Source organism: Micromonospora sp. NPDC004336 (genome assembly GCF_053602615.1).
In genome coordinates, this window is the sequence record NZ_JBSGDY010000079.1 from 1 (window position 1) to 26,917 (window position 26,917).

The 26,917-nt window shown below is 71.7% G+C and carries 24 protein-coding genes; 11 read left to right on the plus strand and 13 right to left on the minus strand.

What is annotated here, in order from left to right; translation table 11 throughout:
* Nucleotides 1–165 precede the first annotated feature (165 nt).
* Both ACWENR_RS17660 and ACWENR_RS17665 read right to left on the minus strand, forming a co-directional pair.
* Nucleotides 166–1,116, minus strand: coding sequence for a malate dehydrogenase (locus ACWENR_RS17660; RefSeq protein WP_452278061.1), 951 nt, complete (start codon nt 1,114–1,116; stop codon nt 166–168).
* Nucleotides 1,117–1,312: 196 nt separating this feature from the next.
* Nucleotides 1,313–2,173, minus strand: coding sequence for a bifunctional methylenetetrahydrofolate dehydrogenase/methenyltetrahydrofolate cyclohydrolase (locus ACWENR_RS17665; RefSeq protein ID WP_350679471.1), 861 nt, complete (start codon nt 2,171–2,173; stop codon nt 1,313–1,315).
* 426 nt (nt 2,174–2,599) lie between these two features.
* On the opposite strand from ACWENR_RS17665, the gene ACWENR_RS17670 reads away from it, so the two are divergent.
* From ACWENR_RS17670 to ACWENR_RS17690, 5 genes are all read left to right on the plus strand, one after another.
* Nucleotides 2,600–4,204, plus strand: a complete 1,605-nt coding sequence (locus ACWENR_RS17670) for a peptide ABC transporter substrate-binding protein (RefSeq protein ID WP_452278062.1) — start codon at nt 2,600–2,602, stop codon at nt 4,202–4,204.
* An 84-nt stretch (nt 4,205–4,288) separates the two neighbouring features.
* Nucleotides 4,289–5,227 carry an ABC transporter permease gene (locus tag ACWENR_RS17675; RefSeq protein ID WP_452278063.1) on the plus strand — a complete coding sequence of 313 codons (939 nt, stop codon included), beginning with the start codon at nt 4,289–4,291 and terminating at the stop codon, nt 5,225–5,227.
* 174 nt (nt 5,228–5,401) lie between these two features.
* Nucleotides 5,402–6,358, plus strand: a complete 957-nt coding sequence (locus ACWENR_RS17680; protein WP_452278064.1) for an ABC transporter permease — start codon at nt 5,402–5,404, stop codon at nt 6,356–6,358.
* A gap of 113 nt (nt 6,359–6,471) precedes the next feature.
* On the plus strand, nt 6,472–7,509 hold the full coding sequence (locus ACWENR_RS17685; RefSeq protein WP_452278065.1) for an ABC transporter ATP-binding protein: 1,038 nt from the start codon (nt 6,472–6,474) through the stop codon (nt 7,507–7,509).
* A complete protein-coding gene (locus ACWENR_RS17690; RefSeq protein ID WP_452278066.1) occupies nt 7,493–8,521 on the plus strand; it encodes an ABC transporter ATP-binding protein in 1,029 nt (342 codons plus the stop codon). Before ACWENR_RS17685 ends, ACWENR_RS17690 begins: the two co-directional genes overlap by 17 nt.
* Nucleotides 8,522–8,721: 200 nt before the next feature.
* On the opposite strand, the gene purH is transcribed toward ACWENR_RS17690, so the two are convergent.
* Together purH and purN are read right to left on the minus strand one after the other, a co-directional pair.
* Nucleotides 8,722–10,293 (minus strand): bifunctional phosphoribosylaminoimidazolecarboxamide formyltransferase/IMP cyclohydrolase, encoded by a 1,572-nt coding sequence (purH, locus tag ACWENR_RS17695; protein ID WP_452278067.1) that lies wholly within the window; start codon nt 10,291–10,293, stop codon nt 8,722–8,724.
* Nucleotides 10,290–10,910: a phosphoribosylglycinamide formyltransferase gene (gene purN, locus ACWENR_RS17700; protein WP_452278068.1), complete on the minus strand. Its 621-nt coding sequence runs from the start codon at nt 10,908–10,910 to the stop codon at nt 10,290–10,292. The genes purH and purN overlap by 4 nt, the downstream gene beginning before the upstream one ends.
* A 181-nt stretch (nt 10,911–11,091) precedes the next feature.
* On the opposite strand from purN, the gene ACWENR_RS17705 reads away from it, so the two are divergent.
* Complete coding sequence (locus ACWENR_RS17705) at nt 11,092–11,388, plus strand: CD225/dispanin family protein (RefSeq protein ID WP_452278069.1); 297 nt, start codon at nt 11,092–11,094, stop codon at nt 11,386–11,388.
* A gap of 21 nt (nt 11,389–11,409) precedes the next feature.
* Nucleotides 11,410–12,039, plus strand: a complete 630-nt coding sequence (locus ACWENR_RS17710; protein ID WP_452278070.1) for a DUF4190 domain-containing protein — start codon at nt 11,410–11,412, stop codon at nt 12,037–12,039.
* Nucleotides 12,040–12,139: 100 nt separating this feature from the next.
* On the opposite strand, the gene ACWENR_RS17715 is transcribed toward ACWENR_RS17710, so the two are convergent.
* Nucleotides 12,140–13,432, minus strand: coding sequence for a cell division protein PerM (locus ACWENR_RS17715; protein WP_452278071.1), 1,293 nt, complete (start codon nt 13,430–13,432; stop codon nt 12,140–12,142).
* A gap of 156 nt (nt 13,433–13,588) precedes the next feature.
* Here ACWENR_RS17715 and ACWENR_RS17720 point away from each other — a divergent pair, with 156 nt between their 5' ends.
* Nucleotides 13,589–13,855 (plus strand): hypothetical protein, encoded by a 267-nt coding sequence (locus ACWENR_RS17720; protein WP_452278072.1) that lies wholly within the window; start codon nt 13,589–13,591, stop codon nt 13,853–13,855.
* A gap of 117 nt (nt 13,856–13,972) precedes the next feature.
* On the opposite strand, the gene sucD is transcribed toward ACWENR_RS17720, so the two are convergent.
* From sucD to ACWENR_RS17735, 3 genes are all read right to left on the minus strand, one after another.
* Entirely contained in the window at nt 13,973–14,860 is an 888-nt protein-coding gene (gene sucD, locus ACWENR_RS17725; protein WP_452278073.1) for a succinate--CoA ligase subunit alpha, read from the minus strand.
* 2 nt (nt 14,861–14,862) lie between these two features.
* A complete protein-coding gene (gene sucC / locus ACWENR_RS17730; protein WP_452278074.1) occupies nt 14,863–16,041 on the minus strand; it encodes an ADP-forming succinate--CoA ligase subunit beta in 1,179 nt (392 codons plus the stop codon).
* A 428-nt stretch (nt 16,042–16,469) separates the two neighbouring features.
* Complete coding sequence (locus ACWENR_RS17735) at nt 16,470–16,874, minus strand: cobalamin B12-binding domain-containing protein (protein WP_452278075.1); 405 nt, start codon at nt 16,872–16,874, stop codon at nt 16,470–16,472.
* A gap of 441 nt (nt 16,875–17,315) precedes the next feature.
* On the opposite strand from ACWENR_RS17735, the gene ACWENR_RS17740 reads away from it, so the two are divergent.
* Nucleotides 17,316–18,035 carry a M23 family metallopeptidase gene (locus ACWENR_RS17740; RefSeq protein ID WP_452278076.1) on the plus strand — a complete coding sequence of 240 codons (720 nt, stop codon included), beginning with the start codon at nt 17,316–17,318 and terminating at the stop codon, nt 18,033–18,035.
* A 272-nt stretch (nt 18,036–18,307) separates the two neighbouring features.
* On the plus strand, nt 18,308–19,069 hold the full coding sequence (locus tag ACWENR_RS17745) for a M23 family metallopeptidase (protein ID WP_452278077.1): 762 nt from the start codon (nt 18,308–18,310) through the stop codon (nt 19,067–19,069).
* Nucleotides 19,070–19,360: 291 nt separating this feature from the next.
* On the opposite strand, the gene pcrA is transcribed toward ACWENR_RS17745, so the two are convergent.
* The gene (gene pcrA / locus ACWENR_RS17750) at nt 19,361–21,766 is read right to left on the minus strand and encodes a DNA helicase PcrA (RefSeq protein ID WP_452278078.1); all 2,406 of its coding nucleotides are present in this window, start codon (nt 21,764–21,766) and stop codon (nt 19,361–19,363) included.
* Between the two features lie 478 nt (nt 21,767–22,244).
* Here pcrA and ACWENR_RS17755 point away from each other — a divergent pair, with 478 nt between their 5' ends.
* Nucleotides 22,245–22,658: a chorismate mutase gene (locus tag ACWENR_RS17755; protein WP_452278079.1), complete on the plus strand. Its 414-nt coding sequence runs from the start codon at nt 22,245–22,247 to the stop codon at nt 22,656–22,658.
* Nucleotides 22,659–22,763: 105 nt separating this feature from the next.
* On the opposite strand, the gene ACWENR_RS17760 is transcribed toward ACWENR_RS17755, so the two are convergent.
* The 4 genes from ACWENR_RS17760 to ACWENR_RS17775 form a co-directional block, all read right to left on the minus strand.
* Nucleotides 22,764–23,777 (minus strand): ABC transporter ATP-binding protein, encoded by a 1,014-nt coding sequence (locus ACWENR_RS17760; protein ID WP_452278080.1) that lies wholly within the window; start codon nt 23,775–23,777, stop codon nt 22,764–22,766.
* Entirely contained in the window at nt 23,770–24,792 is a 1,023-nt protein-coding gene (locus tag ACWENR_RS17765; protein WP_452278083.1) for an ABC transporter ATP-binding protein, read from the minus strand. The genes ACWENR_RS17760 and ACWENR_RS17765 overlap by 8 nt, the downstream gene beginning before the upstream one ends.
* Nucleotides 24,793–24,818: 26 nt before the next feature.
* Nucleotides 24,819–25,796 (minus strand): ABC transporter permease, encoded by a 978-nt coding sequence (locus tag ACWENR_RS17770; protein WP_452278081.1) that lies wholly within the window; start codon nt 25,794–25,796, stop codon nt 24,819–24,821.
* Between the two features lie 72 nt (nt 25,797–25,868).
* Nucleotides 25,869–26,795, minus strand: coding sequence for an ABC transporter permease (locus ACWENR_RS17775; protein WP_452278082.1), 927 nt, complete (start codon nt 26,793–26,795; stop codon nt 25,869–25,871).
* Nucleotides 26,796–26,917: the final 122 nt, after the last annotated feature.

Consider the following 26,917-nt stretch of genomic DNA (forward strand, 5'->3'; position numbering starts at 1 on the left):
CGCCGCCATCTGGCACAACCGGACCACCGGACAGCCCCTGACCAGGTCACTGATCGCCTACGACCACTGACCAGGATTAGGACTTACTCGTCTAGGTCCCTGGGGCGCAGACGGCGGAAGGGGCACGCCGGGTGTGGCGTGCCCCTTCCGGAGGTGGTGCTCAGGTCACATGTTGGCGACGTCGGCCTGCTTGGCGCGGACGGCCTCGGCGGCCTCCTTGAGGCTGGCCAGCTCGTCGGCGTCCAGGTCGGTCTCGACGACCCGCTTGACGCCCTCGGCGCCGATCTGGGCCTCGACGCCCAGGTAGACGCCGGAGATGCCGTACTCGCCGTCGACCCAGGCGCAGACCGGCATGACCTCGCCGGAGTCCTCCGCGACGGCCTTGGCCATCCGGGCGGCGGCGGCGGACGGGGCGTAGTACGCCGAGCCGGTCTTCAGCAGCGCGACCACCTCGGCGCCGCCGTTGCGGGTCTTGACGACCAGCTCCTCGATCTGCTCGGCCGGCATCGCCTCACGCAGCGGCTTGCCGTCGACGGTGCTCTTCGACGGCACCGGCACCATGGTGTCGCCGTGCGAGCCGAGGGTCAGCGTCCTGACCGACTTCACCGGTACGCTCAGCGCCTCGGCCACGAAGTTGGTGAACCGGGCGGTGTCGAGCATGCCGGCCTGGCCGAGCACGCGGTTCTTCGGGAACTGCGTGGCGAGCTGGGCCAGCGCGGTCATCTCGTCCAGCGGGTTGGACACGACGATGACGACGGCGTTCGGGGCGTACTTGGCGACGTTCTCGGAGACCTGACGGACGATCTTGGCGTTCGTCTCCAGCAGGTCCATCCGGCTCATGCCCGGCTTGCGCGGCAGGCCGGCGGTGATCACCACGACGTCCGAGCCCTCGATGGCCTCGTAGCCCTCGCCGTTCGGACCCGTGGTCACGCCGACCACCTTGGTCTCGAAGCCCTCGATCGCGCGCGACTGGTTGAGGTCCAGGGCGAGACCCGCGGGCTTGCCCTCCACGATGTCGGTGATCACGACGGTGTCGAAGACGTCGTACTCGGCCAGGCGCTGCGCGGTGGTGGAGCCGTAGAAGCCGGCCCCGACGACAGTGACCTTCTTACCCATGGTCGTCCCACTCCCTGCTACCAGTCGGTTTTCCGGACCGTATCAGTCATCCTGGCACCGATCAGGGCAGGGGCGGCGGCCATCGCCGGGATGGGGCGAACGTCACCGCCGTCCCGCCTGCCGGCGGGGCCGGGCGGGCGCCCCACCGGTTCGGAGCCGGGCGGACCGGACCCCCACCGGTCGGGAGCCGGGCTCCTCAGTCGCGCTCGGCGCGCTCCACGACGTTGGTCAGCAGCATCGCGCGGGTCATCGGGCCGACGCCACCCGGCATGGGCACGAGCTTGCCGGCCACCTCGGCGGCCTCGGGGGCGACGTCGCCGGTGTAGCGGCCCTTGCCGTCCGGGCCGATCACCCGGGTGATGCCGACGTCGACCACGACCGCGCCGGGCGTGACCATGTCGGCGGTGAGCAGCCCCGGCACGCCGGCCGCCACGATGACGATGTCGGCGGCCCGGGTGTGGGCGGCCAGGTCGAGGGTGCCGGTGTGGCACAGGGTCACCGTGGCGTTCTCGCTGCGCCGGGTGAGCAGCAGGCCGAGCGGGCGGCCGACGGTGTTGCCCCGGCCGACCACCGCGACCTTGGCCCCGCGCAGCGCCACGTCGTGCCGGCGGAGCAGCTCGACGATGCCGCGCGGGGTGCAGGGCAGCGGGCCGTCGTAGCCGAGGACGAGCCGACCCAGGTTGACCGGGTGCAGGCCGTCGGCGTCCTTGTCGGGGTCGATCAGCTCCAGCACCCGCTGGGTGTCGAGGTGGCCCGGCAGCGGGAGCTGGACGATGTAGCCGTGGCAGGCCGGGTCGGCGTTGAGCTCGGCGAGCACGGCGTCGACCTGCTCCTGGGTCGCGTCGGCCGGCAGTTCGCGACGGATCGAGGCGATGCCCACCTCGGCACAGTCGCGGTGCTTGCCGTTGACGTACGCCTGCGAGCCCGGATCCGCGCCGACCAGGACGGTGCCCAGCCCCGGGGTGATGCCCCGTTCCGCCAGTGCCTTGACCCGCGTCCGCAGCTCGTCCTTGATCTCGGCCGCGGTCGCCTTGCCGTCCAGAAGCGTCGCCGTCACGTCCAGATCGTCTCACGGTCGACGCCCGGCGGGCCGACGACCTGCGCCAGCCACCACCGATCACGTTGAGTGAAGTGCCCTTAGTCACTGTGAGTTATCTTCTGTCGAACCGGTCACACCCGGATCCGGACTGCCGGGCCGCGACGACGCCGAACCCGACACGGGATGCGGGAAGGCACAGGCGGGGCGAGGAGCCCCCGACGAGCCCCACCGACGGCGAGAGGACTGCCACCTCAGGCGCGACGACGTACCGGCCGGGCACTACCAGGTCGGACCCGCTGCGGCAAGGCTCCGCGCACGTTCCGTGATCGCCTCGCGACGCACTCGTTGTCGGACGCCGAACCGCGACCTACCGTTGCCCAACGTTGCGCAGCGTAAACCCAGCGTCGGGCCCGGCTGCGCAGCGTGAGGAGATGAGGAGGCTACATGCGTGTTCGCAGGCTCGCTACCTGGACCGCCCTCCCGCTCGCGGTGACCCTGGGCCTGGTGGCCTGCGGCTCGGGCGGCGACGGCGGATCCGGCGAGAGCAACCCCGACGCGGCCGTGCGGATCGAGATCGCCGAGCCGCAGCACCTGGTGCCGACCAACACCAACGAGACGAGCGGCTCGCAGGTGCTCGCCGCCCTGTTCAGCCCGCTGGTCGACTACGACGAGGCCAACAAGCCGTACGAGGTGGCGGCCGAGTCGGTCACGTCCGAGGACAACACGACCTGGACGGTCAAGCTCAAGGACGGCTACACCTTCCACAACGGCGAGAAGGTCACCGCCGACAGCTACCTCGACGCCTGGAACTACGGCGCCTACGCCCCCAACGGCCAGAACTCCAGCTACTTCTTCGAGAAGGTCGCGGGCTACGAGGACCTGCAGGGCGAGACGCCGAAGGCGAAGACGCTCTCCGGCCTGAAGAAGGTCGACGACCTGACCTTCACGGTCACGCTGACCGAGCCGTACAGCGAGTTCAAGAGCATGCTCGGTTACACCGCCTTCTACCCGATGCCGAAGGCCGCGTTCTCCGCGCCCGGCGTGCTGGCCGAGGGGTACGAGCAGGCGCCGATCGGTCAGGGTCCGTTCAAGATGAAGGGCACCTGGCAGCACGACGCCAAGGTCGAGGTCGAGAAGTACGACGCCTTCCCCGGCGAGAAGCCGAAGGTGGCCGGCGTCGAGTTCCGGATCTACCAGCAGCCGACCGCCGCGTACGCGGACGTGCTCTCGGACAACCTGGACGTCATCAAGACCATCCCGACCGAGAACCTCTCGACGGCCGCCACCGACCTCGGTGACCGGTTCCAGCAGAGCCCGGCCTCGTCGCTCCAGGTGCTGGCGTTCCCGACGTTCCAGCAGGAGTTCAGCAACCCGGACGTGCGCAAGGCCATCTCGATGGCGATCGACCGGGACGAGATCACCAAGTCGATCTTCAAGGACTCGCAGCAGCCGGCCCGCTCGTTCGTCTCGCCGGTCGTCGCGGGCTACCGCGACAACACCATCGGCGAGGCCGGCGAGTTCGACCCGGCCAAGGCCAAGGCGCTCTACCAGGCCGCGGGCGGCCCGGCGAAGATCGAGCTGTCCTACAACGGCGACGGCGGCCACAAGGACTGGATCGACGCGACCTGCAACCAGCTCAAGGCCAACCTGGGCGTGGAGTGCGTGGGCACCGCCGAGCCGAAGTTCGCGGACCTGCTGACCAAGGTGAAGGCCAAGCAGCCGGTCGGCCTGTTCCGGATGGGCTGGGTCATGGACTACCCGTCCATGGAGAACTACCTGGGCCCGCTGTACAGCAGCAACGGCTCGTCCAACTACTACGGCTACAGCAACCCGGCGTTCGACAAGCTCCTCGCCGAGGGCGCCAGCGCCGCGAACGAGGACGAGGCGGTCAAGAAGTACCAGGCGGCCGAGGACCTGCTGGCGGAGGACCTGCCGGTGATCCCGCTGCGGTACGGCCAGAACAACTTCGGCCACTCGACCAAGGTCAAGAACGTGGAGATGGATCTCTTCGACCGGATCGACCTGCTGAAGATCGAGGCCGTCAAGTAACACGCGGCAGGACGGGTCGGGCCATCGGCGGACGGTGGCCCGACCCGCCTTCCTCTTCGCCCTTTTTCAGAGAGACTGCCAAGTATGTTCCGCTTCATCCTGCGGCGTCTGCTCCAGATGGTCCTCGCGTTCTTCGGGACCACGCTGATCGTCTACGCGCTGATGTTCGCCGGCCAGGGCGACCCCATCCAGGCGCTCGCCGGCGAACGGCCGGTCACGGCCGCGCAGCGGGCATACCTGACGGAGAAGTTCCACCTCGACCAGACCGGGGTCGGCGGCTTCTTCTACCGCTACTTCGACTACATCAAGAACCTCTTGCGGGGCGACCTCGGGCAGTCGCTGACCGGGCGTTCCATCGGCGACATCCTGGCCGCCGCCTGGCCCGTCACGGTCAAGCTGGCGCTGATCGCCATGGCCGTCACGATCGTCTTCGGGGTCACCGCGGGCGTGCTCGCCGGCATCCGGCGGGCCAGCATTTTCGACAACTCGACGCTGCTGCTGACGCTGCTGGTGCTCGGCATCCCGACCATCGTGCTCGCCCCCCTCGCGCAGTACCTCCTCGGCGTCAGGTGGCAGCTCTTCCCGCCCACCGCCGGCGCCGACCCCGACCTGTACGCCCTGCTGCTGCCCGGCATCGTGCTCGGCTCCCTCTCCCTGGCCACCGCGCTGCGGCTGACCCGGACGTCGGTGGCCGAGAACCTGCGCGCCGACTACGTCCGCACCGCCCGCTCGAAGGGCCTGCTGAAACGGCGGATCGTCAGCGTGCACGTGCTGCGCAACTCGCTCATCCCGGTGGTCACCTTCCTCGGCGTCGAACTGGGCAACCTGATGAGCGGCGCGATCATCACCGAGGGCGTGTTCAACATCCCCGGTGTCGGCTTCAACCTCTTCCGCGGCATCCGCACCGAGGACGGCCCGCTGGTGGTGGGCATCGTCAGCGTGCTGGTCGTGGTCTACCTCGTCTCCAACCTGGTGGTGGACGTCCTGTACGCCGTACTCGACCCGAGGATCCGCTATGAGTGAGCGCAGCGAACGAATCGACAGCGCAGCGTGTCGCGGCTCGGCGCGCCCCGGAGCGCAGCGACGGGGAGCGCCGACAGCGCGCAGCGAACGAATCGACAGCGCAGCGTGTCGCGGCTCGGCGCGCCCCGGAGCGCAGCGACGGGGAGCGCCGAGCGCGCGCAGCGAGGTGCGGGCATGAGCGACTTCGAGACCGTCGCCGCGAGCGAGAACCAGGCCGCGCGGCGCGGGCCGTCGGGCGAGCCCGGCGCGCCGGGTCAGGCCGGCGTACCGCAGAAGCCACGCAGCCTGGCCGGCGACGCCTGGCGCGACCTGCGCCGCAAGCCGATCTTCTGGATCAGCCTCGTCCTCGTGGTGCTGGTCGCCGCAATGGCCGCCGTCCCCGGCCTGTTCACCGCGAACGACCCCCGCGACTGCGTGCTGGCCCGCCAGCACGCCGGCCCGTCCGGCGGAGCGATCTTCGGGTACGACTTCCAGGGCTGCGACACGTACTCCCGGGCGGTGTACGGCGCCCGCGCGTCGCTGCTGGTCGGCGCGCTCTCCGCGCTCCTCACCGGCGTGATCGCGCTCTTCGTCGGCATGATGGCGGGCTACTTCGGCCGCTGGGTCGACGCGGTGCTCTCCCGGGTGATCGACATCGTGCTCGGCATCCCGCTGCTGCTCGCCGCGATCGTGCTGCTCAAGCGGGTGAACAGCGACAGCTCCGCGGTCCGGATCGGGGCGGTGATCTTCGTGCTGGCGGTCCTCGGCTGGACCACGGCCGCCCGCGTCGTCCGTTCCTCGGTGATCACCGCGAAGGAGCAGGACTACGTGGCGGCGGCCCGGATGCTCGGCGCCGGCGACGGCCGGATCATGCTGCGGCACATCCTGCCGAACGCGCTCGCCCCGGCGATCGTGGTGCTGACCATCGCGCTCGGCTCCTTCATCGCGGCCGAGGCGACGCTCTCGTTCCTGGGCATCGGCCTGAAGGCGCCGACCATCTCCTGGGGCATCGACATCGACTCCGGCCGCGTGCACATGCGGGAGTCGGCCACCCCGCTGATCGTCCCCTCGACCTTCCTCGCGCTGACCGTGCTGGCGTTCATCATGCTCGGCGACGCCATCCGCGACGCGTTCGACCCGAAGCTGCGGTGACCGGTGCGAGTGCGCGAGACGAGCCGGGCAGTCGGCAACGAGAGGTGGGAACCGGTGCGGGCGCGACGGGTGCGCGCAGCGGGCCCCGCGGCCCCGAGCGAAAGGCGAACGCAGTGAGCCAGTCCGCCGTCCGACCGACGCCGGCCTCCCCGACCCCCGAGGGCGGGCACCTGCTGGACGTACGGGACCTGCACGTCGAGTTCCGCACCGGCGAGGGCGTCGCCAAGGTGATCAACGGGGTCTCGTACCACCTGGACCCGGGCGAGACCCTCGCCGTGCTCGGCGAGTCCGGCTCCGGCAAGTCCGTCACCGCACAGGCGATCATGGGCATCCTCGACACTCCCCCGGCGGTGATCCGCTCCGGCCAGATCCTCTACCGGGGCCGGGACCTGCTGAAGGTGTCGGAGGAGCAGCGCCGCCAGGTACGCGGCAAGGAGATCGCGATGATCTTCCAGGACGCCCTCTCCGCGCTGAACCCCGTGTTCCCCGTGGGCTGGCAGATCGGCGAGACGCTGCGCCAGCGCGAGGGAATGTCCAAGGCGGACGCCCGGCGGCGGGCCGTCGAACTGATGGACCTGGTGAAGATCCCCGGCGCCGCGACCCGGCTCGGCGACTACCCGCACCAGTTCTCCGGCGGCATGCGCCAGCGCGTCATGATCGCGATGGCGCTGGCGATGAACCCGAAGGTCCTGATCGCCGACGAGCCGACCACGGCGCTGGACGTCACCGTGCAGGCACAGATCATGGACCTCCTCGCCGACCTGCGCCGCGACCTCGACATGGCGCTGATCCTGATCACCCACGACCTGGGCGTGGTCGCCGGCGTCGCGGACCGGATCGCCGTCATGTACGCCGGCCGCATCGTCGAGCACGCCGACGTCCGCTCGCTGTACCGGGCGCCGGCCCACCCGTACACCAAGGGGCTGCTGGAGTCGATCCCGCGGATGGACGTGCGGGGCCAGCAGCTCTCCACGATCAGGGGGTTGCCGCCGAACCTGCTGCGGATCCCGTCCGGCTGCCCCTTCCACCCCCGGTGCCCGTACGCGCAGCAGGTCTGCGTGGACGTGGTGCCGCACGACCTGGTCCTCGGCGACGGCCGGACCAGCGCGTGCCACTTCGCCCAGGAGGTCCGTGATGACAGCGCCCGCTAGCCCGACCAAGGTCCGGGGCGAGACGGTCCTCGCCGTCGACAACCTCGTCAAGCACTTCCCGATCCGCCAGGGCGTGCTGTTCCAGAAGCAGACCGGCGCGGTCAAGGCCGTCGACGGGGTCAGCTTCGAGCTGCGCCGGGGCGAGACCCTCGGGGTGGTCGGCGAGTCCGGCTGCGGCAAGTCCACCCTGGCCCGGCTGCTGATGCGGCTGGAGACGCCGACCGCCGGCCGGGCCACCCTGGAGGGCCGGGACCTGTTCTCCGCCTCCGGCGCCGAGCTGCGCCGGCTGCGGCGCAACATGCAGATGGTGATGCAGGACCCGTACACCTCGCTGAACCCGCGGATGACGGTCGGCGACATCATCGGCGAGCCGTTCGAGATCCACCCGGACGCGGCGCCGAAGGGCAGCCGGCGGCAGCGGGTGCGGGAGCTGCTCGACGTGGTGGGGCTGAACCCGGAGCACATCAACCGGTACCCGCACCAGTTCTCCGGCGGTCAGCGCCAGCGCATCGGCATCGCCCGGGCGCTCGCCCTGCGGCCCGAGATCATCGTCTGCGACGAGCCCGTCTCCGCCCTCGACGTGTCGATCCAGGCGCAGGTGATCAACCTGCTGGAGCAGCTCCAGGACGAGTTCGGCCTGTCGTACATCTTCATCGCCCACGACCTGTCCGTGGTCCGGCACATCTCCGACCGGGTGGCGGTGATGTACCTCGGCAAGATCGTCGAGATCGGCACCGAGGACGAGATCTACGAGCGGGCCACCCACCCGTACACCCAGGCGCTGCTGTCGGCGGTGCCGGTGCCGGACCCGGAAGCCCGCGACCGGCGCACCATGATCCGGCTGACCGGCGACGTGCCGAGCCCGGCCGACCCGCCGAGCGGCTGCCACTTCCGCACCCGCTGCTGGAAGGCCCAGGAGGTCTGCGCCACCCAGGAGCCCCACGCGGTACCCCGGGCCGCGGACCCCCACCCCTCGGCCTGCCACTTCGCAGAACTCCGCCCCCTCCCCTAACCCCCGCACCCCGCACCCCGCACCCCGCACCCCGCACCCCGCACCCCGCACCCCGCACCCGCGATCTTGCACTTTCGGCCCTCGGTTTGTCCGCTTGACCCCGATATATGAGGGCAGAAAGTGCAAGATCGACGACGCGTCGGGGGCGGGGGCGGGGGCGGGGGCGGGGAGCGGGGGGGCGGGGGCGGGGAGGGCAGGGGTTAGTGGAAGAAGTGGCGGGTGGCGGTCAGGTACATGGTGACGCCGGCCTCCTTGCAGGCGGCGATCACTTCCTCGTCGCGGATCGAGCCGCCCGGCTGGACGATGGCACGCACCCCCGCGTCGATGAGGATCTTGGGGCCGTCGGCGAACGGGAAGAACGCGTCCGAGGCGCAGACCGAGCCGCGGGCGCGTTCCGCCCCGGCCCGGCTGACCGCGAGCTGGGCCGAGTCGACCCGGTTGACCTGCCCCATCCCGACGCCGACGGTCACGCCGTCCTTCGCGAGCAGGATCGCGTTGCTCTTCACCGCGCGCACGGCCCGCCAGGCGAACGCCAGGTCGCACAGGGTCTCCTCGTCGGCCGCCTCGCCGGTGGCCAGCCGCCAGTTGGCCGGGTCGTCGCCGTCCGCGTCGATCCGGTCGGCCATCTGCACCAGTACGCCCCCGGTGACCTGCCGCCACTCGGCCGGCAGCGGGTCGAAGGCCGGCGCGCGCAGCAGCCGGATGTTCTTCTTGCCCTGGAGGACCTCCACCGCGCCCTCGTCGAACCCGGGCGCCACCAGCACCTCGGTGAAGATCTCCGCGACCTGCCGGGCCATCTCCGCGCTCACCGGGCGGTTCACGGCGATCACCCCGCCGTACGCGGAGACCGGGTCGCAGGCGTGGGCCTTGCGGTGCGCCTCGGCCACGTCGGCGCCGACCGCGATGCCGCAGGGGTTGGCGTGCTTGATGATCGCCACCGCCGGCCGGTCGGCGAAGTCGTTGGCCGCCCGCCACGCGGCGTCCGCGTCGACGTAGTTGTTGTAGGACATCTCCTTGCCGTGCAGCTGCTCGGCCTGGGCGAGCCCGGCCGGGCTGGACGGGTCGGCGTAGAGCGCGGCCGCCTGGTGCGGGTTCTCGCCGTAGCGCAGCACCGCCTGCCGGCGCAGCGACAGGCCGGCGAAGCCCGGCCAGCCGTCCTGCTCGGGAGCCAGCGTGCTGGCGCACCACTCGGCCACCGCCACGTCGTACTCGGCGATGACGGCGAACGCGCGGGCCGCCAGCACGCGGCGCTGGGCCAGGGTGAAGCCGCCCTCGCCGAGCGCGGCGAGCAGGGCCGGGTACGCGGCCGGGTCGGTCACCACGGCGACCGAGGCGTGGTTCTTGGCGGCGGCCCGGACCATGGCCGGACCACCGATGTCGATCTGCTCCACGCACTCCTCGACGCCGGCGCCGGAGGCGACGGTGGCCTGGAACGGGTAGAGGTTGGACACCAGCAGGTCGATCCCCGCGATGCCGTGCTCGTCGAGCTGGGCGGCGTGCGAATCCTTGCGCAGGTCGGCGAGGAGCCCGCCGTGCACCTTCGGGTGCAGCGTCTTGACGCGGCCGTCGAGGATCTCCGGGAAGCCGGTCACCGCCTCCACGGGAGTCACCGGCACCCCGGCGCCGGCGATCGTCGACGCCGTGCTGCCGGTCGAGACGATCTCCACCCCGGCCGCGTGCAGCGCCCGGGCCAGCTCGACCAGGCCCGTCTTGTCGTAGACGCTGACCAGCGCCCGCCTGATCGGGCGGCGTTCGTCCTGAGTGGAACTCACGGGACCGTGACCTTTCTTCCGGTGATCGTCCAACCTTCGCGGACCAGGCGGCCCACCTGCTCGACGAGCTGGCGCCGCTCGGCTTCCTTGATGCGCTCGGTGAGCGTCTCGACGTCGTCGTCGTCACGCACCGGCACGGCGACCTGCGCGACGATCGGGCCGGTGTCCATGCCGGCGTCGACGAAGAAGAGCGTGGCCCCGGTGACCTTCACGCCGTAGGCGAGGGCGTCGCGCGGGCCGTGGATGCCGGGAAACGCCGGCAGCAGCGTGTTGTGCGTGTTCAGGTAGCGGTCGCCGAAGGCGGCCAGGAAGCGCGGGCCGACCAGCTTGAGGAAACCGGCGGAGACGACCAGGTCGGGACGGTGCTCGGCGACGCGGGCGGTCAGCGCGGCGTCCCAGTCCTCCCGGGAGGGATGGTCGGGAACCCGCTCGACGAACGTGGGCACCCCCGCCGCGGCGGCCCGGTCCAGCCCGGCGATGCCGTCCCGGTCGGCGCCGACCGCGACCACCCGGGCGCCGTACGCGGGATCGGCGCAGGCGTCGAGCAGTGCCTGGAGGTTGCTTCCGGAGCCGGAGACGAGGACGACGATGCGGGCGACGGACGCGGGCTCGGTCACCCGGCCACCTTATCGGGCAGGTCGGCGCGTCCATTCGCTGGGCAGCGCGACATTCACCGACGACGCGAGGGGCGCGGACCGGGTACGCTGCCGGTCGCTCGGGACCGGCAGCGAGTCCGGCCCGCACCCGTCAGTGATTCGGCGCCCCGGGGGTGCCGAGTGGAATGAGGAGTACGCCGAGATGCAGCCCGGATACCAGCCGCAGCAGCCTGCTGTCAACAACAACATGACAATGTCGATCGTCGCCATCTTCCTCTTCTGGCCGCTGGCGATCCCGGCCATCATCAACGCCTCCAAGGTGAACCCGCTGCTCCAGCAGGGCGACTACGCCGGGGCCCAGGCCGCGGCCGCCGAGTCGAAGAAGTGGTCCAAGTGGGCGCTGATCGTCGGCATCAGCTGGTATGTGATCGTTCTGGTGTGCTGCCTGCTCGGTGGCCTCGCCGGGATGGTCGGTGGCGACTCGGCCAGCACCTACTGACAGAACTGACGAGGAGTTCGCATGCAGCCCGGTTACCCCGGTCAGGATCCCTACGGCCAGCAGCCGCACCAGGACCCGGCCGCGCAGCCGCACTACGACCCGTACGCCCCGCCGCCGGCGGCGCCGTACGGTCAGCAGCCCACCTCCGGGCAGCCGAACGACCCGTACGCCGCCCCGCAGAACCCCTACGGCCAGCCGACCTCCGGCCAGCCCTACGGCCAGCCGCCCACCTCGGGCCAGCCCTACGGCCAGCCGCCGACCTCGGGCCAGCCGTACGGCCAGCCGCCGACCTCGGGCCAGCCGTACGGGCAGCAGCCGTACCAGGACCCGTACGGGCAGCAGGCGTACCCGCCGCCGATGTACCCGAACGCCGGGTTCGCGGGTAAGGGGCCCGGCCAGCAGCAGAACACCCTCGGCCTGGTGTCGATGATCCTCGGTATCGTCTCGATCCCGATGGTCTGCTGCTACCTCGGCATCCCGCTGGGCATCGGCGCGGTGGTGACCGGCTGGATGGGCAGGCAGAAGGCAGCGCAGGGGCTGGCCGACAACCAGGGTCAGGCCCTCGCCGGCCTGATCTGCGGCGGCATCGGCGCCGGGCTGGGCCTGCTCCAGATCGTCCTGCTGATCTTCGGGATCGCCTACCAGCCCTGACCGGCATCGCGCGCGAAGGGGCGTCCCGGCTCGTCCGGGGCGCCCCTTCGGCGTCAGCGGCCGGGCGAGCCCGGCCGACGGCGAGGGCGCGCGGACGAGGTCAGCGGGGCGCGGGGCGGGCGAGCATCCGGGTCGCGGCGGCGCCCAGCAGCGCGCCCGCCGCGATCACGGCGGTCGCCACGCCGGCCACCTGCCACGCGACGGGGCCCATCTCGGCGAGCCGGCCGCCGCCGAGCGGCCCGGCGGAGGCGGCGGCGGCGACGCCCAGCAGCAGGCCGGCCACCGGGCCGGCGAGCGCCGCCGGCCAGAGCAGCGGGCCCCAGCGCAGCGGGGCCCGGTCGTCGGCGGCGAGCCGGAGCAGCCGGCGGGCCAGCAGCCAGCCCGCGGCCATCCCGGCGAGGACCGGCACCGCGAGCAGGCCGGCGCCGACCCCGTCGACCGGACCGCGCGGCAGGCCCGCCAGCAGCGGCACGGCCGGCAGCGCGCCGACGGAGACCTCGCTGGTGCGTACCGCCGTGTCGGTGCCGACGGCGAAGCCCGGACCGAGCAGGTAGCTGGTCGACCAGACGGTGGCGTTGGGCGCGTAGGCGAGGCTGACCAGGGTGATCCCGGCCTGCCCGGCGACCCCGGTGCGGTAGGCCCCGATCAGGTCCGCGGCGTCGCCGCCCCCGGTGGCCACGGCGAGCCCCGCCGCCCCGCCACCGGCGGCGAGCAGCAGCAGGCCGGCGACCAGCCCGGTGCGGATCCCGTCGCGCAGCGGCTCCGGGCAGCGCGCGGCGAGCAGCCCGGCGACGCCGGTGGTGCGCGCCGCGCCGATCAGCGCGCCGAGCGTGCCGAGCACCGCGCAGGTGGCCCCGGCGCGGACCGGCGACGCCCCCGGACCGCCCGCGCCGGCCAGCACCGCGGCGAGCGTCGCGAGCAGCGCGTACGCGATGCCGACCGCGCCGGCGGCGACGAGCGCCTGCCGGGGCGACCGCCCGCCGCGCGCGCCGATCGCCCGGCTGGTGTGCACGCCCGCCCGGGTCAGCCGCCAGATCACCAGTGCGGTCAGCGCCAGCGGGGCCAGCCCGAGGGGGCCGGCGGCGGTCTCCAGCGGGACGCCGTGCCCGAGCAGCCAGCCGGCCAGCCCGGCGCGCAGCGCGCCCGGCACGGAGGCGGCGTCCTCGCTGAGCTGGAACAGCCAGAGCACGACCACGACCGGCAGCCACGAGGTGAGCGCCGCCCACCCGGCGGCGACCCCGGCGGCGACGACGAGCGGGGCGCGGCTGCGGGGCGGCTCACCGCCGCGCTGTGCGGGCACCCGCCGGCCCCGCCCGGCGGGCGCGTCCGGCCGGGAGTCGGGGCCGGGCTCGACGCCGGGACGGCTCGGCTGATCAGGGGTGACGGAGGACATCGCGTCTACTCTGGCACGCCGCGCGTCCGGCGGCAGTCCGATACCGCCCTGCAGCGGCGGCGAGTTCCGTGATCCACCGTCTTCCGCCCTCGATCCGGTCTAGCCTCGGCGCAGGGACGCGACCGAAGTCGCGGCGCCGACGCCCGGAGGGAAGCCGTGAACGCTCCGTACCCACCGCCACCGCCGCCACCACCCGCGGCCGGCCAGGACCGCACGACGCTGTGGGGGGTGCTCGGCATCGTCCTCGGCCTGCTCTGCTGCGGCATCCTGGGGATCGTCTTCGGCTACCTGTCGATCCGGGACGCCAAGCGCTTCGGCAAGTCGCCGGTGCTCGGCTGGCTGGCGATCGTGTTCGGCGTGCTCAACATCATCGGCAGCGGGGTGCTCTGGGCCGGCGGCAACTACCCGGTCTACAACGACTGAGGTCGCCCGCGCCACGACGACCGGGGCCGCCGCGCCACCACGGCGGAGGGCCGCCGGGCCTCGACGACGGAGGGCCGACCGCGAACGGTCGGCCCTCCGGTCGTACGCCAGCGGCTGTCAGCCCGCGGACATGATCTCCCGCATGAGTTTGGCGGTCTCGGTCGGGGTCTTGCCGACCTTGACGCCGACCGCCTCCAGCGCCGCCTTCTTGGCGTCGGCGGTGCCCGCCGAGCCCGAGATGATCGCGCCGGCGTGGCCCATGGTCTTGCCGGGGGGCGCGGTGAAGCCGGCGATGTAGCCGACCACCGGCTTGGTCACGTTCGCCTTGATGAACTCGGCGGCCCGCTCCTCGGCGTCGCCGCCGATCTCGCCGATCATCACGATCGCGTCGGTGTCCGGGTCGGCCTCGAACGCGGCGAGCGCGTCGATGTGGGTGGTGCCGATGATCGGGTCACCGCCGATGCCGACGCAGGTCGAGAAGCCGATGTCGCGCAGCTCGTACATCATCTGGTAGGTCAGCGTGCCGCTCTTGCTGACCAGGCCGATGCGGCCGGTGCCGGTGATGTCGGCCGGGATGATGCCGGCGTTGGAGGCGCCCGGCGAGGCGATGCCCGGGCAGTTCGGCCCGATGATCCGGGTGCGCTCCCCCTTGGCGACGTTGTACGCCCAGAACGCGGCGGTGTCGTGCACCGGCACGCCCTCGGTGATCACGACGGCCAGGTCGATCCCGGCGTCGATCGCCTCGACGACCGCGCCCTTGGTGAACTGCGGCGGCACGAAGATCACGGTCACGTCCGCACCGGTCTGCGCCATCGCGTCGGCGACGCTGGCGAAGACCGGCAGCTCGGTGCCGTCGAAGTCGACCGTCTGACCCGCCTTGCGCGGGTTGACGCCGCCGACGACGTTGGTGCCCGCGGCGAGCATCCGCCGGGTGTGCTTGGAACCCTCGGAACCGGTCATCCCCTGAACGATGACCTTCGAGTCCTTGGTCAGCCAGATAGCCATTGTCAGACCCCCGCAGCCGCCAGCTCGGCGGCCCGCTCGGCCGCGCCGTCCATCGTGTCGACCCGCTGCACCAGCGGGTTGTTCGCGCCGTCCAGGATCGCCCGGCCGGCCTCGGCGTTGTTGCCGTCGAGGCGGACGACCAGCGGCTTGGTGACCTGCTCGCCGCGCTGCTCGAGCAGGGCCAGCGCCTGCACGATGCCGTTGGCGACCTCGTCGCAGGCGGTGATGCCGCCGAAGACGTTGACGAAGACGCTCTTCACCGACGGGTCGGACAGGACAATCTCCAGCCCGTTCGCCATCACCGCGGCGCTCGCGCCGCCGCCGATGTCGAGGAAGTTGGCCGGCTTGACGCCGCCGTGCCGCTCACCGGCGTACGCGACCACGTCGAGGGTCGACATGACCAGGCCGGCGCCGTTGCCGATGATGCCGACCTCGCCGTCGAGCTTGACGTAGTTGAGGTCCTTCTCCTTGGCGGCCTGCTCCAGCGGGTCCACCGCGGCCTGGTCGACCAGCGCCTCGTGGTCCGGGTGCCGGAACGCGGCGTTCTCGTCCAGGGTGATCTTGGCGTCGAGCAGCAGCAGCTTGCCCTCGCCCGTCTTGGCCAGCGGGTTCACCTCGACCAGCGTCGCGTCCTCGGCGACGAAGGCCTTCCACAGGCCCACCGCGACCTCGACGACCTGGTCGGCGACCTCGGCCGGGAAGCCGGCGGCGGCGACGATCTCGCGCGCCTTCGCCTCGTCGACGCCGGTGTTGGCGTCGATCGGAGCCTTGACGACCTTCTCCGGGGTGTCGGCGGCGACCTGCTCGATGTCCATGCCGCCGGCGACGCTTGCGATGCAGAGGAAGGTGCGGTTGGCCCGGTCGAGCAGGTAGGAGAAGTAGTACTCCTCGGCCACGTCCGCGGTCACCGTGATCATGACCTTGTGGACGGTGTGACCCTTGATGTCCATGCCGAGGATGTCGGTGGCGCGGGCCACCGTCTCCTCCGCGCCCTCGGCCAGCTTGACGCCGCCGGCCTTGCCCCGGCCGCCGACCTTCACCTGCGCCTTGACGACCACCCGACCGCCGAGGCGTTCGGCGATCGCGCGGGCCTCCTCCGGGGTCGTGGCGACGCCGCCGGCGAGCACGGGCAAGCCGTGCCGCTCGAACAGGTCCCGCCCCTGGTACTCGTACAGGTCCACGTTTGCGCGTCCCGTCCCGTCTCCGCGGCGCGCCGTCGCGCCGCCACCAGCGTTATGGAAAACAGTTTGACGCCTGTCATCAGTTGAAACAGGCCATTGGGCGCAGCCTAGCGAGGTGGACACCGGCGGCAACCGAGCGGGTGCGGGGTGTGCGGTAATGCACAACCGTCGGCGTCGCGCGGCCTTTCCGCGACTTCGGCCCCGACGTCAGCCGTCCGGGCGATGTTGGCCGGGCCGCGTAACCCCCGGATGAGGGCGTCGTTGAGTCAGGTGTCGGAGCGCTGATGCAGCGCGACGACGGGAGACGGCCGATGCCCTGTCGGTCGAGGGGTGGCGGCGGGGCATCGTGCATAGAGGGGCCGGACGTGTGAGGGGTGCGTCCGGCCCCTCCCCCGTGCCCGGGAACGGCCGCCGGGCACGGCGGCGGGTCAGGCGACCGGCTGGGCGACGTTCTCCCGCACCCACTCCACGATCGACGCGGTGGTGGCGCCCGGCGTGAAGATCTTGGCGACGCCGAGCTGCTGGAGCTCGGGGATGTCGGCGTCGGGGATGATGCCGCCGCCGAAGACGACGATGTCGCGGGCGTCCCGCTCGCCGAGCAGCTCCACCACCCGCCGGAACAGCGTCATGTGGGCCCCGGACAGCACGGACAGCCCGACCGCGTCGGCGTCCTCCTGGATCGCGGTCTCCACGATCTGCTCCGGGGTCTGGTGCAGGCCGGTGTAGATGACCTCCATACCGGCGTCCCGGAGGGCACGCGCGACGACCTTGGCGCCACGGTCGTGGCCGTCAAGGCCCGGCTTGGCGACGACGACCCGAACACGAGAGCTCATCTGCGCATCCCTTTCACCGGCTCCGCGGCTTCACCTGAACGAACGGTAACCCGCCCCGCCCGGCCCGGGAAATCCGGGCGGCGAAGCTCACGCGGGCCGGCCGGCCCGCCGCCGGGAGGCACGGCGCCGCAGAGGCTACGCCTGCCGCAGATGATCACCGCCGTCAAGCCGGACACCTCCGCCATTCGGTCACGCTGCGCGACGAACGGGCAGTTACGGGGCCCCCGTTCGAGGGGTACGAGCCATGACAATCACGGACGCAAAGGGACAGAACGCGGCGGCAATTCGGCGCTTCGGCTTGTAACGCCCCTGGTGGTTGGCTAACGTGTCCACGGTTGTCATCAGGTCCACGGACGGGTGACGACGCGGCCAGCCGACGTTCACCCGAGCTTCACGGGCGTCGGGGAAGCCGCATCGGATCCCCGACAACGGAGGGTGTGCGTGCGCCAGCGCCTGTCGTCTGAGCCCGATCGATATCGCGGCCGTCGCCGCGTACCCACCCCCCCGCGCAGCCGCTACGCGGCCGTCGTCACCACCGCGTTCGTCGGTGCCGGCATCGTCGCCATCGGCGCGGGCGCCCTGCCGGACGCCAAGAGCGTCAGCCCGTCGGTCCTCGACGAGCTGAAGGCCGCCTCGACCCTCAGCCAGGACGCCGCGGCCCGCGCCGACGCCGCCGACCGCGCCTCCCGCGACAGCACCCGCGCCGCCGGCGCCGAGGCCGCCACCGAGCGCGAGGTGTGGCTGCTCCCCCTCCAGGGCTACGAGTTCAACTCGCCCTACGGCATGCGCTGGGGCAAGCTGCACACCGGCGTCGACCTGGTCGCCCCCGAGGGCACGCCCTACGTCGCCATCCACGCCGGCACCGTCACCAAGGCCGGCTGGTTCGGCGGCTACGGCTACACGGTCATCGTCCAGCACGCCGACGGCAGCGAGGCGATCTACGGCCACTCCTCCGCCCTGAGCGTGAAGGAGGGGCAGCAGGTCAAGGCGGGCGACCAGCTCGGCCTCGTCGGCAACACCGGCCACTCCTACGGCTCCCACCTCCACCTGGAGGTCCATGTCAAGGGCGAGCCGCTCGACCCGGTGCCGTGGCTCCAGGAGCGCGGAGTGGACATCAAGCTACAAGTCGAGGCAATCTACAGCGACGTAGCCGCGTCCTGACGCTGCGCATCGACCGCTGACCGCCCGGATCTGTCGATCCGGGCGGTTTTTCGTTGCCCGCCGACAGGCAAAGTCTGCTGGGTCACAACCGCGACTGTGACGGGCGCCACCACCGCCCATGATCACTTATCCCGCTTAATGCCGCAGGGCAGGAGATAACGGACGGCGATGCCCGCCGCGAGCCCGCCCCGCACCGGGCCCCATACCCGTTCCGGCCGGCGCCGACACCAGTATTTCGAGGTCAAGTGCCCCTCGATCAGTGAAGGTCCGCCGTGCAGGAAGACATTCGGAACGAGAACACCCCCGACGCCCCGGCCCGGCACCGGCGGTCGGCCGGCGGCCGCACCCGCGTGATCATCGCCGCGGCGGCCCTGGCCGGGCTCGGCCTCGGCGGAGCCGCCTTCGCGGCCACCGGCGGCGACGACCCCGCCACCCCCGCCGCCGTCTCCCTCGACGCGCAGGCCCGCGCGGAGGCCGCGGACCGCGCCGACCGTTCCGCCCGCGAGTCGACCGCCCCGGTCACCCCCGCCGCCAGCCCGACGCCGAGCCCTACGAAGGCCAGCCCGACGGCGAAGCCCAGCCCGAAGGCCACCACCGCCAAGCCCACGCCGAAGAAGACCAGCAAGCCGAAGCCGAGCTGGGTCATCCCGATGAAGGGCGCGGCGATCACCTCCTGCTACGGGCCGCGCTGGGGCACCCTGCACGCCGGCATCGACTTCGCGCTGCCGGCCGGCACCCCCGTCCGCGCCGCCTTCGGCGGCACGGTCACCAAGGCCGGCGACGTCGGCGACGGGTACGGCATCTCCGTCGTCATCGACCACGGCAACGGCTACCTGACCCAGTACGCCCACCTGAGCACCGCCAAGGTGGGCGTGGGCGACAAGGTGGGCGCCGGGGAGACCATCGGCCTGGAGGGCTCCACCGGCGACTCCACCGGCCCGCACCTGCACTTCGAGGTCCACCAGGGCCAGATGTGGAACCAGATCGACCCGGCGCCGTTCCTGCGCGCCCGGGGCGTCGACGTGGCCTGCTGAGCGCGTAGCACGACGAACGGCCCGGTCCGGCGCATCCGCCGGGCCGGGCCGTGCCGTTCTCCGGCCCCCGTCCTGGCCGGAACGCCCCCGACGCCCCGGCCAGGACGGCCGCCGGAACGCCCCCGACACCCGGGCCAGGGCGGCCGCCGGGATGCCCCCGACACCCCGGCGAGGACGCCCGCCCGGATGCCCCCCGACACCCCGGCCAGGACGCCCGCCGGGACGCCCCCGACGCCCCGGTCAGGGCGGCCCGGCCGGTCGCGGGGCCCCGGGGGCGAAGACGACCGGGGCTCAGAGCTTGTCGATCGGGGCGTGCCGGAGCACCAGCCACATGGTCTGGTCGCCGAAGTCGATCTGCGCCCGGGCGCTCGGGCCGTGCCCCTCCACCGCGAGCACCCGGCCCAGCCCGTAGCGCTGGTGGTTGACCCGGTCCCCGGCGGACACCTTCGGCCCCTGCGGCAGCTCGCTCGCCGTGGTCAGCCGGCTGGCGTCGACGCCGAGCCGCTTCGCAAGCTGCGCGGCCTTGGGCGTGCCGCCGTTGAAGGTGCCACGCCCGCCGGGCGCACGGTCCGCACGGCCGCCGACGCCGCCGCCCCCACCGGCCCACGAGGTGTACGACCCCTCGGTGCGCTCCCAGTGGACCAGCTCCGGCGGCAGCTCCTCCAGGAACCGCGAGGGCGGGTTGTAGGACGGCTGCCCCCACGCCGAGCGGGTCACCGCCCGGGAGAGGTAGAGCCGCTGCCGGGCCCGGGTGATGCCCACGTAGGCCAGCCGGCGCTCCTCCTCCAGCTCCCGGGTGTCGCCGAGCGAGCGCAGGTGCGGGAAGACGCCGTCCTCCAGGCCGGTGAGGAAGACCACCGGGAACTCCAGCCCCTTGGCGGTGTGCAGCGTCATCAGGGTGACCACGCCCTGGTGGTCCGGGTCGTCGGTCGGCAGCTGGTCGGCGTCGGCGACCAGGGCGACCTGCTCCAGGAAGCCGGCCAGGGTGGCCCGCTCCCCCTCCTCCCCGGTCGCCTCGATCCGCTCCGTGTACTCCCGGGCGACGCTGACCAGTTCCTGGAGGTTGTCGACCCGACCGGCGTCCTGCGGGTCGAGGCTCTCCTCCAGCTCGGTGAGGTAGCCCGAGCGGGTCAGCAGCGCCTCCAGCACCTCCTCCGGGGTGCCGGTCTCTGCCAACTCGCGGGCGCCGTCGAGCAGCGCGACGAAGTCGGCGATGCCGTTGGCCGCCCGGGTGGAGATGCCCGGGGCGTCCTTCGCCCGCCGCAGCGCCGCGCCGAAGGAGATCCGGTCCCGGCTGGACAGCGCCTCCACGCACGCCTCGGCGCGGTCGCCGATGCCCCGGCGAGGCGTGTTGAGGATCCGGCGCAGGCTGACCGTGTCGTCGTCGTTGACCACCGCGCGCAGGTAGGCCAACGCGTCGCGGACCTCCTTGCGCTCGTAGAAGCGCACCCCGCCGACCACCTTGTAGGGCAGGCCGACCCGGATGAACACCTCCTCGAAGACGCGGGACATCGCGTTGGTGCGGTAGAAGACCGCCACGTCGCCGGGGCGGGTGTCGCCGGCGTCGACCAGCCGGTCGATCTCGCGGGCCACCCAGTCGGCCTCGGCGTGCTCGGTGTCGGCCACGTAGCCGACGATCTGCTCGCCGGCGCCCGCCTCGCTCCACAACCGCTTCGGCTTGCGCGAGGTGTTCCGGTCGATCACCGCGTTGGCCGCGTTCAGGATCGTCTGGGTGGAGCGGTAGTTCTGCTCCAGCAGGATCGTCCGCGCGTCGCTGAAGTCCCGCTCGAACTCCAGGATGTTGCGGATCGTGGCGCCGCGGAACGCGTAGATCGACTGATCGGCGTCGCCGACGACGCACAGCTCCGCCGGCTCGATCCCCTCGGTGCCGGAGACCAGCTCCTTGATCAGCACATACTGGGCGTGGTTGGTGTCCTGGTATTCGTCGACCAGCACGTGCCGGAACCGGCGGCGGTAGCTCTCCGCGACGTGCGGGTGCGACTGGAACAGGTGCACCGTCGTCATGATCAGGTCGTCGAAGTCGAGCGCGTGCGCCTCGCGCAGCCGCCGCTGGTAGAGCGTGTAGGCCTCCGCCAGCGCCCGCTCGTTGGGGCCCTTGGCCCGGCCGGCGAACTCCTCCGGGTCGACCAGCTCGTTCTTCAGGTTGGAGACCTGGGCGGCCAGCCCGCGCGCCGGGTAGCGCTTGGGGTCGAGGTCGAGCTCCCGGGCGACCATCTGCATCAGCCGGCGGGAGTCGTCCGCGTCGTAGATCGAGAAGGTCGACTTCAGCCCGGCGTGCTCGTGCTCGGCGCGCAGGATGCGCACGCACGCGGAGTGGAACGTCGACACCCACATCAGCCGGGCGCGCGGACCCACCAGGTGGGCGACGCGCTCCTTCATCTCCCCGGCGGCCTTGTTGGTGAAGGTGATCGCGATGATCTCGCCAGGGTGGACGTCCCGGGCGGCCAGCAGGTAGGCGATCCGGTGGGTGAGGACGCGGGTCTTGCCCGAGCCGGCGCCGGCCACGATCAGCAGCGGCGAGCCGGCGTGGGTCACGGCGTCGCGCTGCGGCCCGTTCAGGCCCTCGACCAGGGCCTGCGGGTCGAGGCGGCGAGCGGCCGACCCCGGCCGGTGCGGCGGGGTCGGGGCAGGCGCCGGCGCGGGCGGGGACACGGGGATGTCGAAGAGAGGATGCATCGCACGGCGAGTCTATGCCGCCGGGCGGACACTTCCCCGCCGCGTGGCCCCGGGTGCGACCGAGCCGTCGCCGACCCGGCGCCCGCCGCGGAAAGCGGCCCCCGGACGGCACCGGGTCCCGCCCTCCGCCGGGCGCCCGCCCTCGCCCCCGCGATCTTGCAGTTCCTGCCCCCGTTTCGTCACAGCTGTCCAATATGCCGGGGCAGAAAGTGCAAGATCGCGGAGGCGAGGGCAGGGCGGGGGCGAGGTGGTGTGTTCGGGCACGGGTTTGGGGGAATCCTTGCGCTGGGGAGGTGCGGGTCGGCATACTCGACGGCGTGTTCGGTCAGCGCTTCTACTTTTACTACGGCACCGGGAGTCCGGCAGCCGTAGGTCGCGCCTGAGCACACAGACCTACGAAAAGCCCCGGGCTCCTGGAGCCCGGGGCTTTTCCGTCTCGGGATCCGGGCACCGGGCACCAGACGGCGAGGGGTACCCGATGATGACAGACGTGGTGGAGTCCAACGGCAGCCTGACCCGGCCCGAGCCGGACTGGCCCGGGCCGGAGGCGGGCGGCCCGGAGGCGGGCGGCCCGGAGGCGGGCGGCCCGGTCGACGCGCCGGCCGGCGACGGGAAGCCGGAGACGCGCACCGGCACCGCGGAACCGGCAGCGGCCGCCCGGATCGTGGAGATCCGGGAGCGGATCGACGAGATCGATCGGGCGCTTGTCGAGCTGTGGCAGGAGCGGGCCCGCCTCTCCCAGGAGGTCGGGGCGACCCGGATGGCGTCCGGTGGCACCCGGCTGGTGCTCGCCCGGGAACGGGAGATCCTGGAGCGCTTTCGGGCCGCCCTCGGCGCCGACGGTACGCAGCTCGCGCTGCTGCTGCTGCGCGCCGGCCGCGGCCCCCTGTGAGGCGTACGCCGGGCGTCCCCGCACCGCCGGCGGGCCGCGCGGGCCCGGAAACGACGGAACCGCCTGCCGTCGTCGCGATGACGTCGGCAGGCGGTCCCGTGGGTGTCACGCCTCGTGCGTGTGCACGATCTCCCGCTTCTCGGCGAAGTGGCAGGCGCTCGGGTGGTCCGAGCCCGGCCGGATCTCCAGCAGCGGGACCTGCTCGGCGCAGACGTCCTGCGCCTTCCAGCAGCGGGTGCGGAACCGGCAGCCCGAGGGCGGGCTGACCGGCGACGGTACGTCACCGGTGAGGCGGATGATCGCCTTGTGCTCCCGGACGGTCGGGTCCGGCACCGGCACCGCCGACAGCAGCGCCTGGGTGTACGGGTGGGTCGGCCGCTCGTAGATCTCGTCCTCGGTGCCGATCTCCGCGATCTTGCCGAGGTACATCACCGCGACCCGGTCCGACAGGTGCCGGACCACCGACAGGTCGTGGGCGATGAACACGTACGACAGGCCGAACTCGCCCTGGAGCTTCTCCAGCAGGTTCATCACCTGCGCCTGGATCGACACGTCCAGCGCCGACACCGGCTCGTCGCAGATGATGATCTCGGGCCGCAGGGCGAGCGCCCGCGCGATGCCGATGCGCTGGCGCTGACCGCCGGAGAACTGGTGCGGGTACCGGTTGATGTGCTCCGGGTTGAGGCCGACGAGGTCGAGGAGCTCCTTGACCTTGCCCCGGCGGCTGCCCTTCGGCGCCACCTCCGGGTGGATCTCGAACGGCTCGCCGATCAGGTCGCCGACCGTCATCCGCGGGTTCAGCGAGGTGTACGGGTCCTGCATCACCAGCTGGATCTGCCGGCGCAGGCGCCGCAGCGCACCGCCGGAGAGCTTGGAGATGTCCTGGCCCTTGTAGAGGACGCTGCCGGAGGTCGGCCGCTCCAGGTTCATCAGGACCCGGGCCAGGGTGGACTTGCCGCAGCCGGACTCGCCGACCACGCCCAGGGTCTCGCCGGCCTTGAGGTCGAAGGAGACCCCGTCGACCGCCTTGACGTGGCCGATGGTCTTCTTGAACACCACGCCCCGGGTCACCGGGTAGTGCTTGACCAGGTCACGCACCTCGAGGATGTTCTCAGTCACGGTTCACCAGCTCCTCGGCGAAGTGGCAGGCGCTGGCCCGGCCGGCACCCACCTGCAGCAGCGGCGGGACCTTCTCCCGACAGACCGGCTGCGCCATGGGGCAGCGCGGGTTGAAGGGGCAGCCCGGCGGGATGTTCATCAGGTTCGGCGGGAGGCCCTTGATGGTCCGGAGCTCCTGCCCCTTCTCGTCGAGTCGGGGGATCGAGTTGATCAGGCCGATGGTGTACGGGTGCGCCGGCTTGGCGTACAGGTCGTACACGTTGGCTTCCTCGACGATCCGGCCCGCGTACATGACCGCGATCCGGTCCGCGACGTCGGCGACCACGCCGAGGTCGTGGGTGATCAGGATCAGGCCCATCTGCCGCTCGCGCTGCAGCTCGGCGAGCAGGTCCATGATCTGGGCCTGCACCGTCACGTCCAGGGCGGTGGTCGGCTCGTCGGCGATCAGCACCTCCGGGTCCAGCGCCAGCGACATCGCGATCATGGCGCGCTGCCGCATGCCGCCGGAGAACTGGTGCGGATAGCTGCTGAACCGGCCCTTGGCGTTCGGGATCTTGACCTGGTCGAGCATCTCGATCGCGCGCTTCTTGGCGTCGGCGCGGCTCATCCCGCGCCGCACCCGGTACTGCTCGGCGATCTGGAACCCGACGGTGAAAACCGGGTTGAGCGCCGAGAGCGCGTCCTGGAAGATCATGGCAATGCCCTCGCCGCGGATGCGGCGCCGCTCCTCGAAGGACATCTTGAGCATGTCCTTGCCGTGGAAGCGGACCTCGCCGCCGGTGACGAAGCCGGGCGGCGTGTCGAGGATGCCCATGATGGTCTGGGCGGTGACGCTCTTACCGGAGCCGGACTCGCCGAGCACGGCGAGGGTCTCCCCCGCGTCGACGTGGTACGTGACCCCGTTGATGACCTTCGCGACGCCGTCCCGGGTGCGGAACTCCACTCGAAGGTCTTCGACCTCGAGCAGCCGACCGGAGGGGCGACCGGAGGTACCCGCTGCGGACTGCTCGGACACGAGAATGTCGGACAACTGAATCGCCCCTAGCGGAGTTTCGGATCGAGGGCCTCGCGGACCGTCTCACCGAGCATCACGAAGCTCAGCACGGCGGTGACGAGGAAGGCTGCCGGGAAGAAGAGCAGGTACGGCGCGACGCGGATGAGGGCCTGCGCCTCGTTGATCATGATGCCCCAGGAGACCACCGGGCTCTTCAGGCCGACGCCCAGGAACGACAGCGTCGCCTCGGCGCCGATGAAGGAGCCGACCAGGATCGTCCCGTAGACCAGCAGCGGCGCGAGGCAGTTCGGCAGCAGGTGCTTGAGGATGATCCGGCCGGTGCCGGCGCCCAGCGCGCGGGCGGCGACGATGTAGTCCGCCTCCTTGGTGGCCAGCACCGAGGAGCGCATCAGCCGCATCACGACCGGCCAGCCCAGCACGATCAGCGACATGCTCACCAGGGCCATGATCTCGGTCTTGCTGTTGCTCGTGCCCGACCCGTTGAAGGTGGTCAGGATGACGATGGCGCCCAGCACGAACGGCAGGCCGAAGAAGACGTCGGCGATCCGGGAGAGCACGGCGTCGACCCAGCCGCCGCGGTAGCCGGCGATGATGCCCATCGCGCCGCCGATGAACAGCACGCCGAGCACGGAGAGGACGGAGACCACGATCGAGGCGCGGGCGCCGTAGATCACCCGGGCGTAGACGTCGCGGCCCTGGAAGTCGTAGCCGAACCAGGCCTCCGACGACGGGCCGACCAGGCTCCGGCTCAGTTCGCCGTTCTCCGGGTCCCCGGAGCTGAACAGCGACGGGAAGGCGGTCATCAGCAGGAAGACGGCGATGAACGCCGCGGAGATCCAGAACAGCGGCTTGCGGCGCAGGATGAGCCAGGCGTCACCGAGCAGGCCGCGCGGCTTCTCCCGGCGGGCGTTCTCGGGCAGCCCCGCGTTCGTGGGAGCGCCGATCTCGGTCGGCTGCTGGGCAGGCGGTGTGGTGACGATCGACGCGGCACTCGGGTCGCTCATGCCCGTACCTCGCTCCGCTCGGCGCGGGCACGGGTGCCCACGGACGCTGCAATGACGATTCGTTCGCTGCGCTCACTCATAGCGGATCCTCGGGTCCAAGGCGGCGTAGAGCAGGTCGACCAACAGGTTCATCACCAGGTAGACGAGCACCAGGACCACCACGATGGAGACAACGGTAGCGCTCTCCTTGGTGACGATCGCGCGGAAGACCTGGCGGCCGATTCCGTTGATCTGGAAGATGCCCTCGGTCACGATCGCGCCGCCCATCAGGGCGCCGAGGTCGGTGCCGAGCAGCGTCACCACCGGGATGAGCGAGTTGCGCAGCAGGTGCACCCCGACCACCCGGCGCATCGGCAGGCCCTTGGCGATCGCGGTGCGGACGTAGTCGGCACGACGGTTCTCGGCGATGCTCGTCCGGGCCACCCGGGCGATGTACGCCATCGAGGCGCTACCGAGCACGAAGCCGGGGACGATCAGCTCGGAGATGCGCATCTCGTTGGAGACGGTGGGCTTGATGACCCCCCACTGCACGCCGAGCACCCACTGCAGCACGAAGCCGATGACGAAGATCGGCAGCGCGATCAGGAAGAGGCTGGAGACCAGGACCAGGTTGTCCAGGAAGCCGTTACGGCGCAGGCCGGTCAGCACACCCGCGGTGAGGCCGATCAACGCCTCGATGGCGAGAGCGACCAGGGCCAGCTTCAGGGTGTTCGGGTACGACGTGGCGATGATGTCGCCGATCTCTCGGCCGCCGAACGTCTGCCCGAAGTCGCCCTGGAACAGGTTCTGCATGTAGTTCCCGTACTGCACCCAGATCGACTGATCCAGCTTGAACTTCTCGGTCATCATGTTGACGTAGCTGTCGGGGCAGGGGCGTTCGCCGCACTTGCCGGCGAACGGGTCACCGGGCACCGACCAGACCAGCCAGTAGATCAGGAACGTCGTTCCGATGAAGACCGGGATGAGTTGGAGCAGCCGTCTCAACAGATAACGGCCCATGGGGTGGTCCTCCAGACAGGGGGCGCGTCGGACGGCCGACACGGGGATGACGGACGTGGCGAGGGAATGTTGTAACACTCCCTCACAGAACGGCCCGGGTCGGGCTCACCGGTAGGTGAGCC

Bases quoted from the DNA above. Each gene is read 5' to 3' on its own strand.
- sucD (WP_452278073.1), bottom strand. From the start codon at position 14,860: ATGGCTATCTGGCTGACCAAGGACTCGAAGGTCATCGTTCAGGGGATG.
- ACWENR_RS17680 (WP_452278064.1), top strand. From the start codon at position 5,402: ATGAGCGACTTCGAGACCGTCGCCGCGAGCGAGAACCAGGCCGCGCGG.
- ACWENR_RS17705 (WP_452278069.1), top strand. From the start codon at position 11,092: ATGCAGCCCGGATACCAGCCGCAGCAGCCTGCTGTCAACAACAACATG.
- ACWENR_RS17775 (WP_452278082.1), bottom strand. From the start codon at position 26,795: ATGGGCCGTTATCTGTTGAGACGGCTGCTCCAACTCATCCCGGTCTTC.
- ACWENR_RS17770 (WP_452278081.1), bottom strand. From the start codon at position 25,796: ATGAGCGACCCGAGTGCCGCGTCGATCGTCACCACACCGCCTGCCCAG.
- ACWENR_RS17755 (WP_452278079.1), top strand. From the start codon at position 22,245: ATGATGACAGACGTGGTGGAGTCCAACGGCAGCCTGACCCGGCCCGAG.
- ACWENR_RS17690 (WP_452278066.1), top strand. From the start codon at position 7,493: ATGACAGCGCCCGCTAGCCCGACCAAGGTCCGGGGCGAGACGGTCCTC.
- ACWENR_RS17670 (WP_452278062.1), top strand. From the start codon at position 2,600: ATGCGTGTTCGCAGGCTCGCTACCTGGACCGCCCTCCCGCTCGCGGTG.
- ACWENR_RS17715 (WP_452278071.1), bottom strand. From the start codon at position 13,432: ATGTCCTCCGTCACCCCTGATCAGCCGAGCCGTCCCGGCGTCGAGCCC.
- ACWENR_RS17675 (WP_452278063.1), top strand. From the start codon at position 4,289: ATGTTCCGCTTCATCCTGCGGCGTCTGCTCCAGATGGTCCTCGCGTTC.
- pcrA (WP_452278078.1), bottom strand. From the start codon at position 21,766: ATGCATCCTCTCTTCGACATCCCCGTGTCCCCGCCCGCGCCGGCGCCT.
- ACWENR_RS17710 (WP_452278070.1), top strand. From the start codon at position 11,410: ATGCAGCCCGGTTACCCCGGTCAGGATCCCTACGGCCAGCAGCCGCAC.
- ACWENR_RS17735 (WP_452278075.1), bottom strand. From the start codon at position 16,874: ATGAGCTCTCGTGTTCGGGTCGTCGTCGCCAAGCCGGGCCTTGACGGC.
- ACWENR_RS17660 (WP_452278061.1), bottom strand. From the start codon at position 1,116: ATGGGTAAGAAGGTCACTGTCGTCGGGGCCGGCTTCTACGGCTCCACC.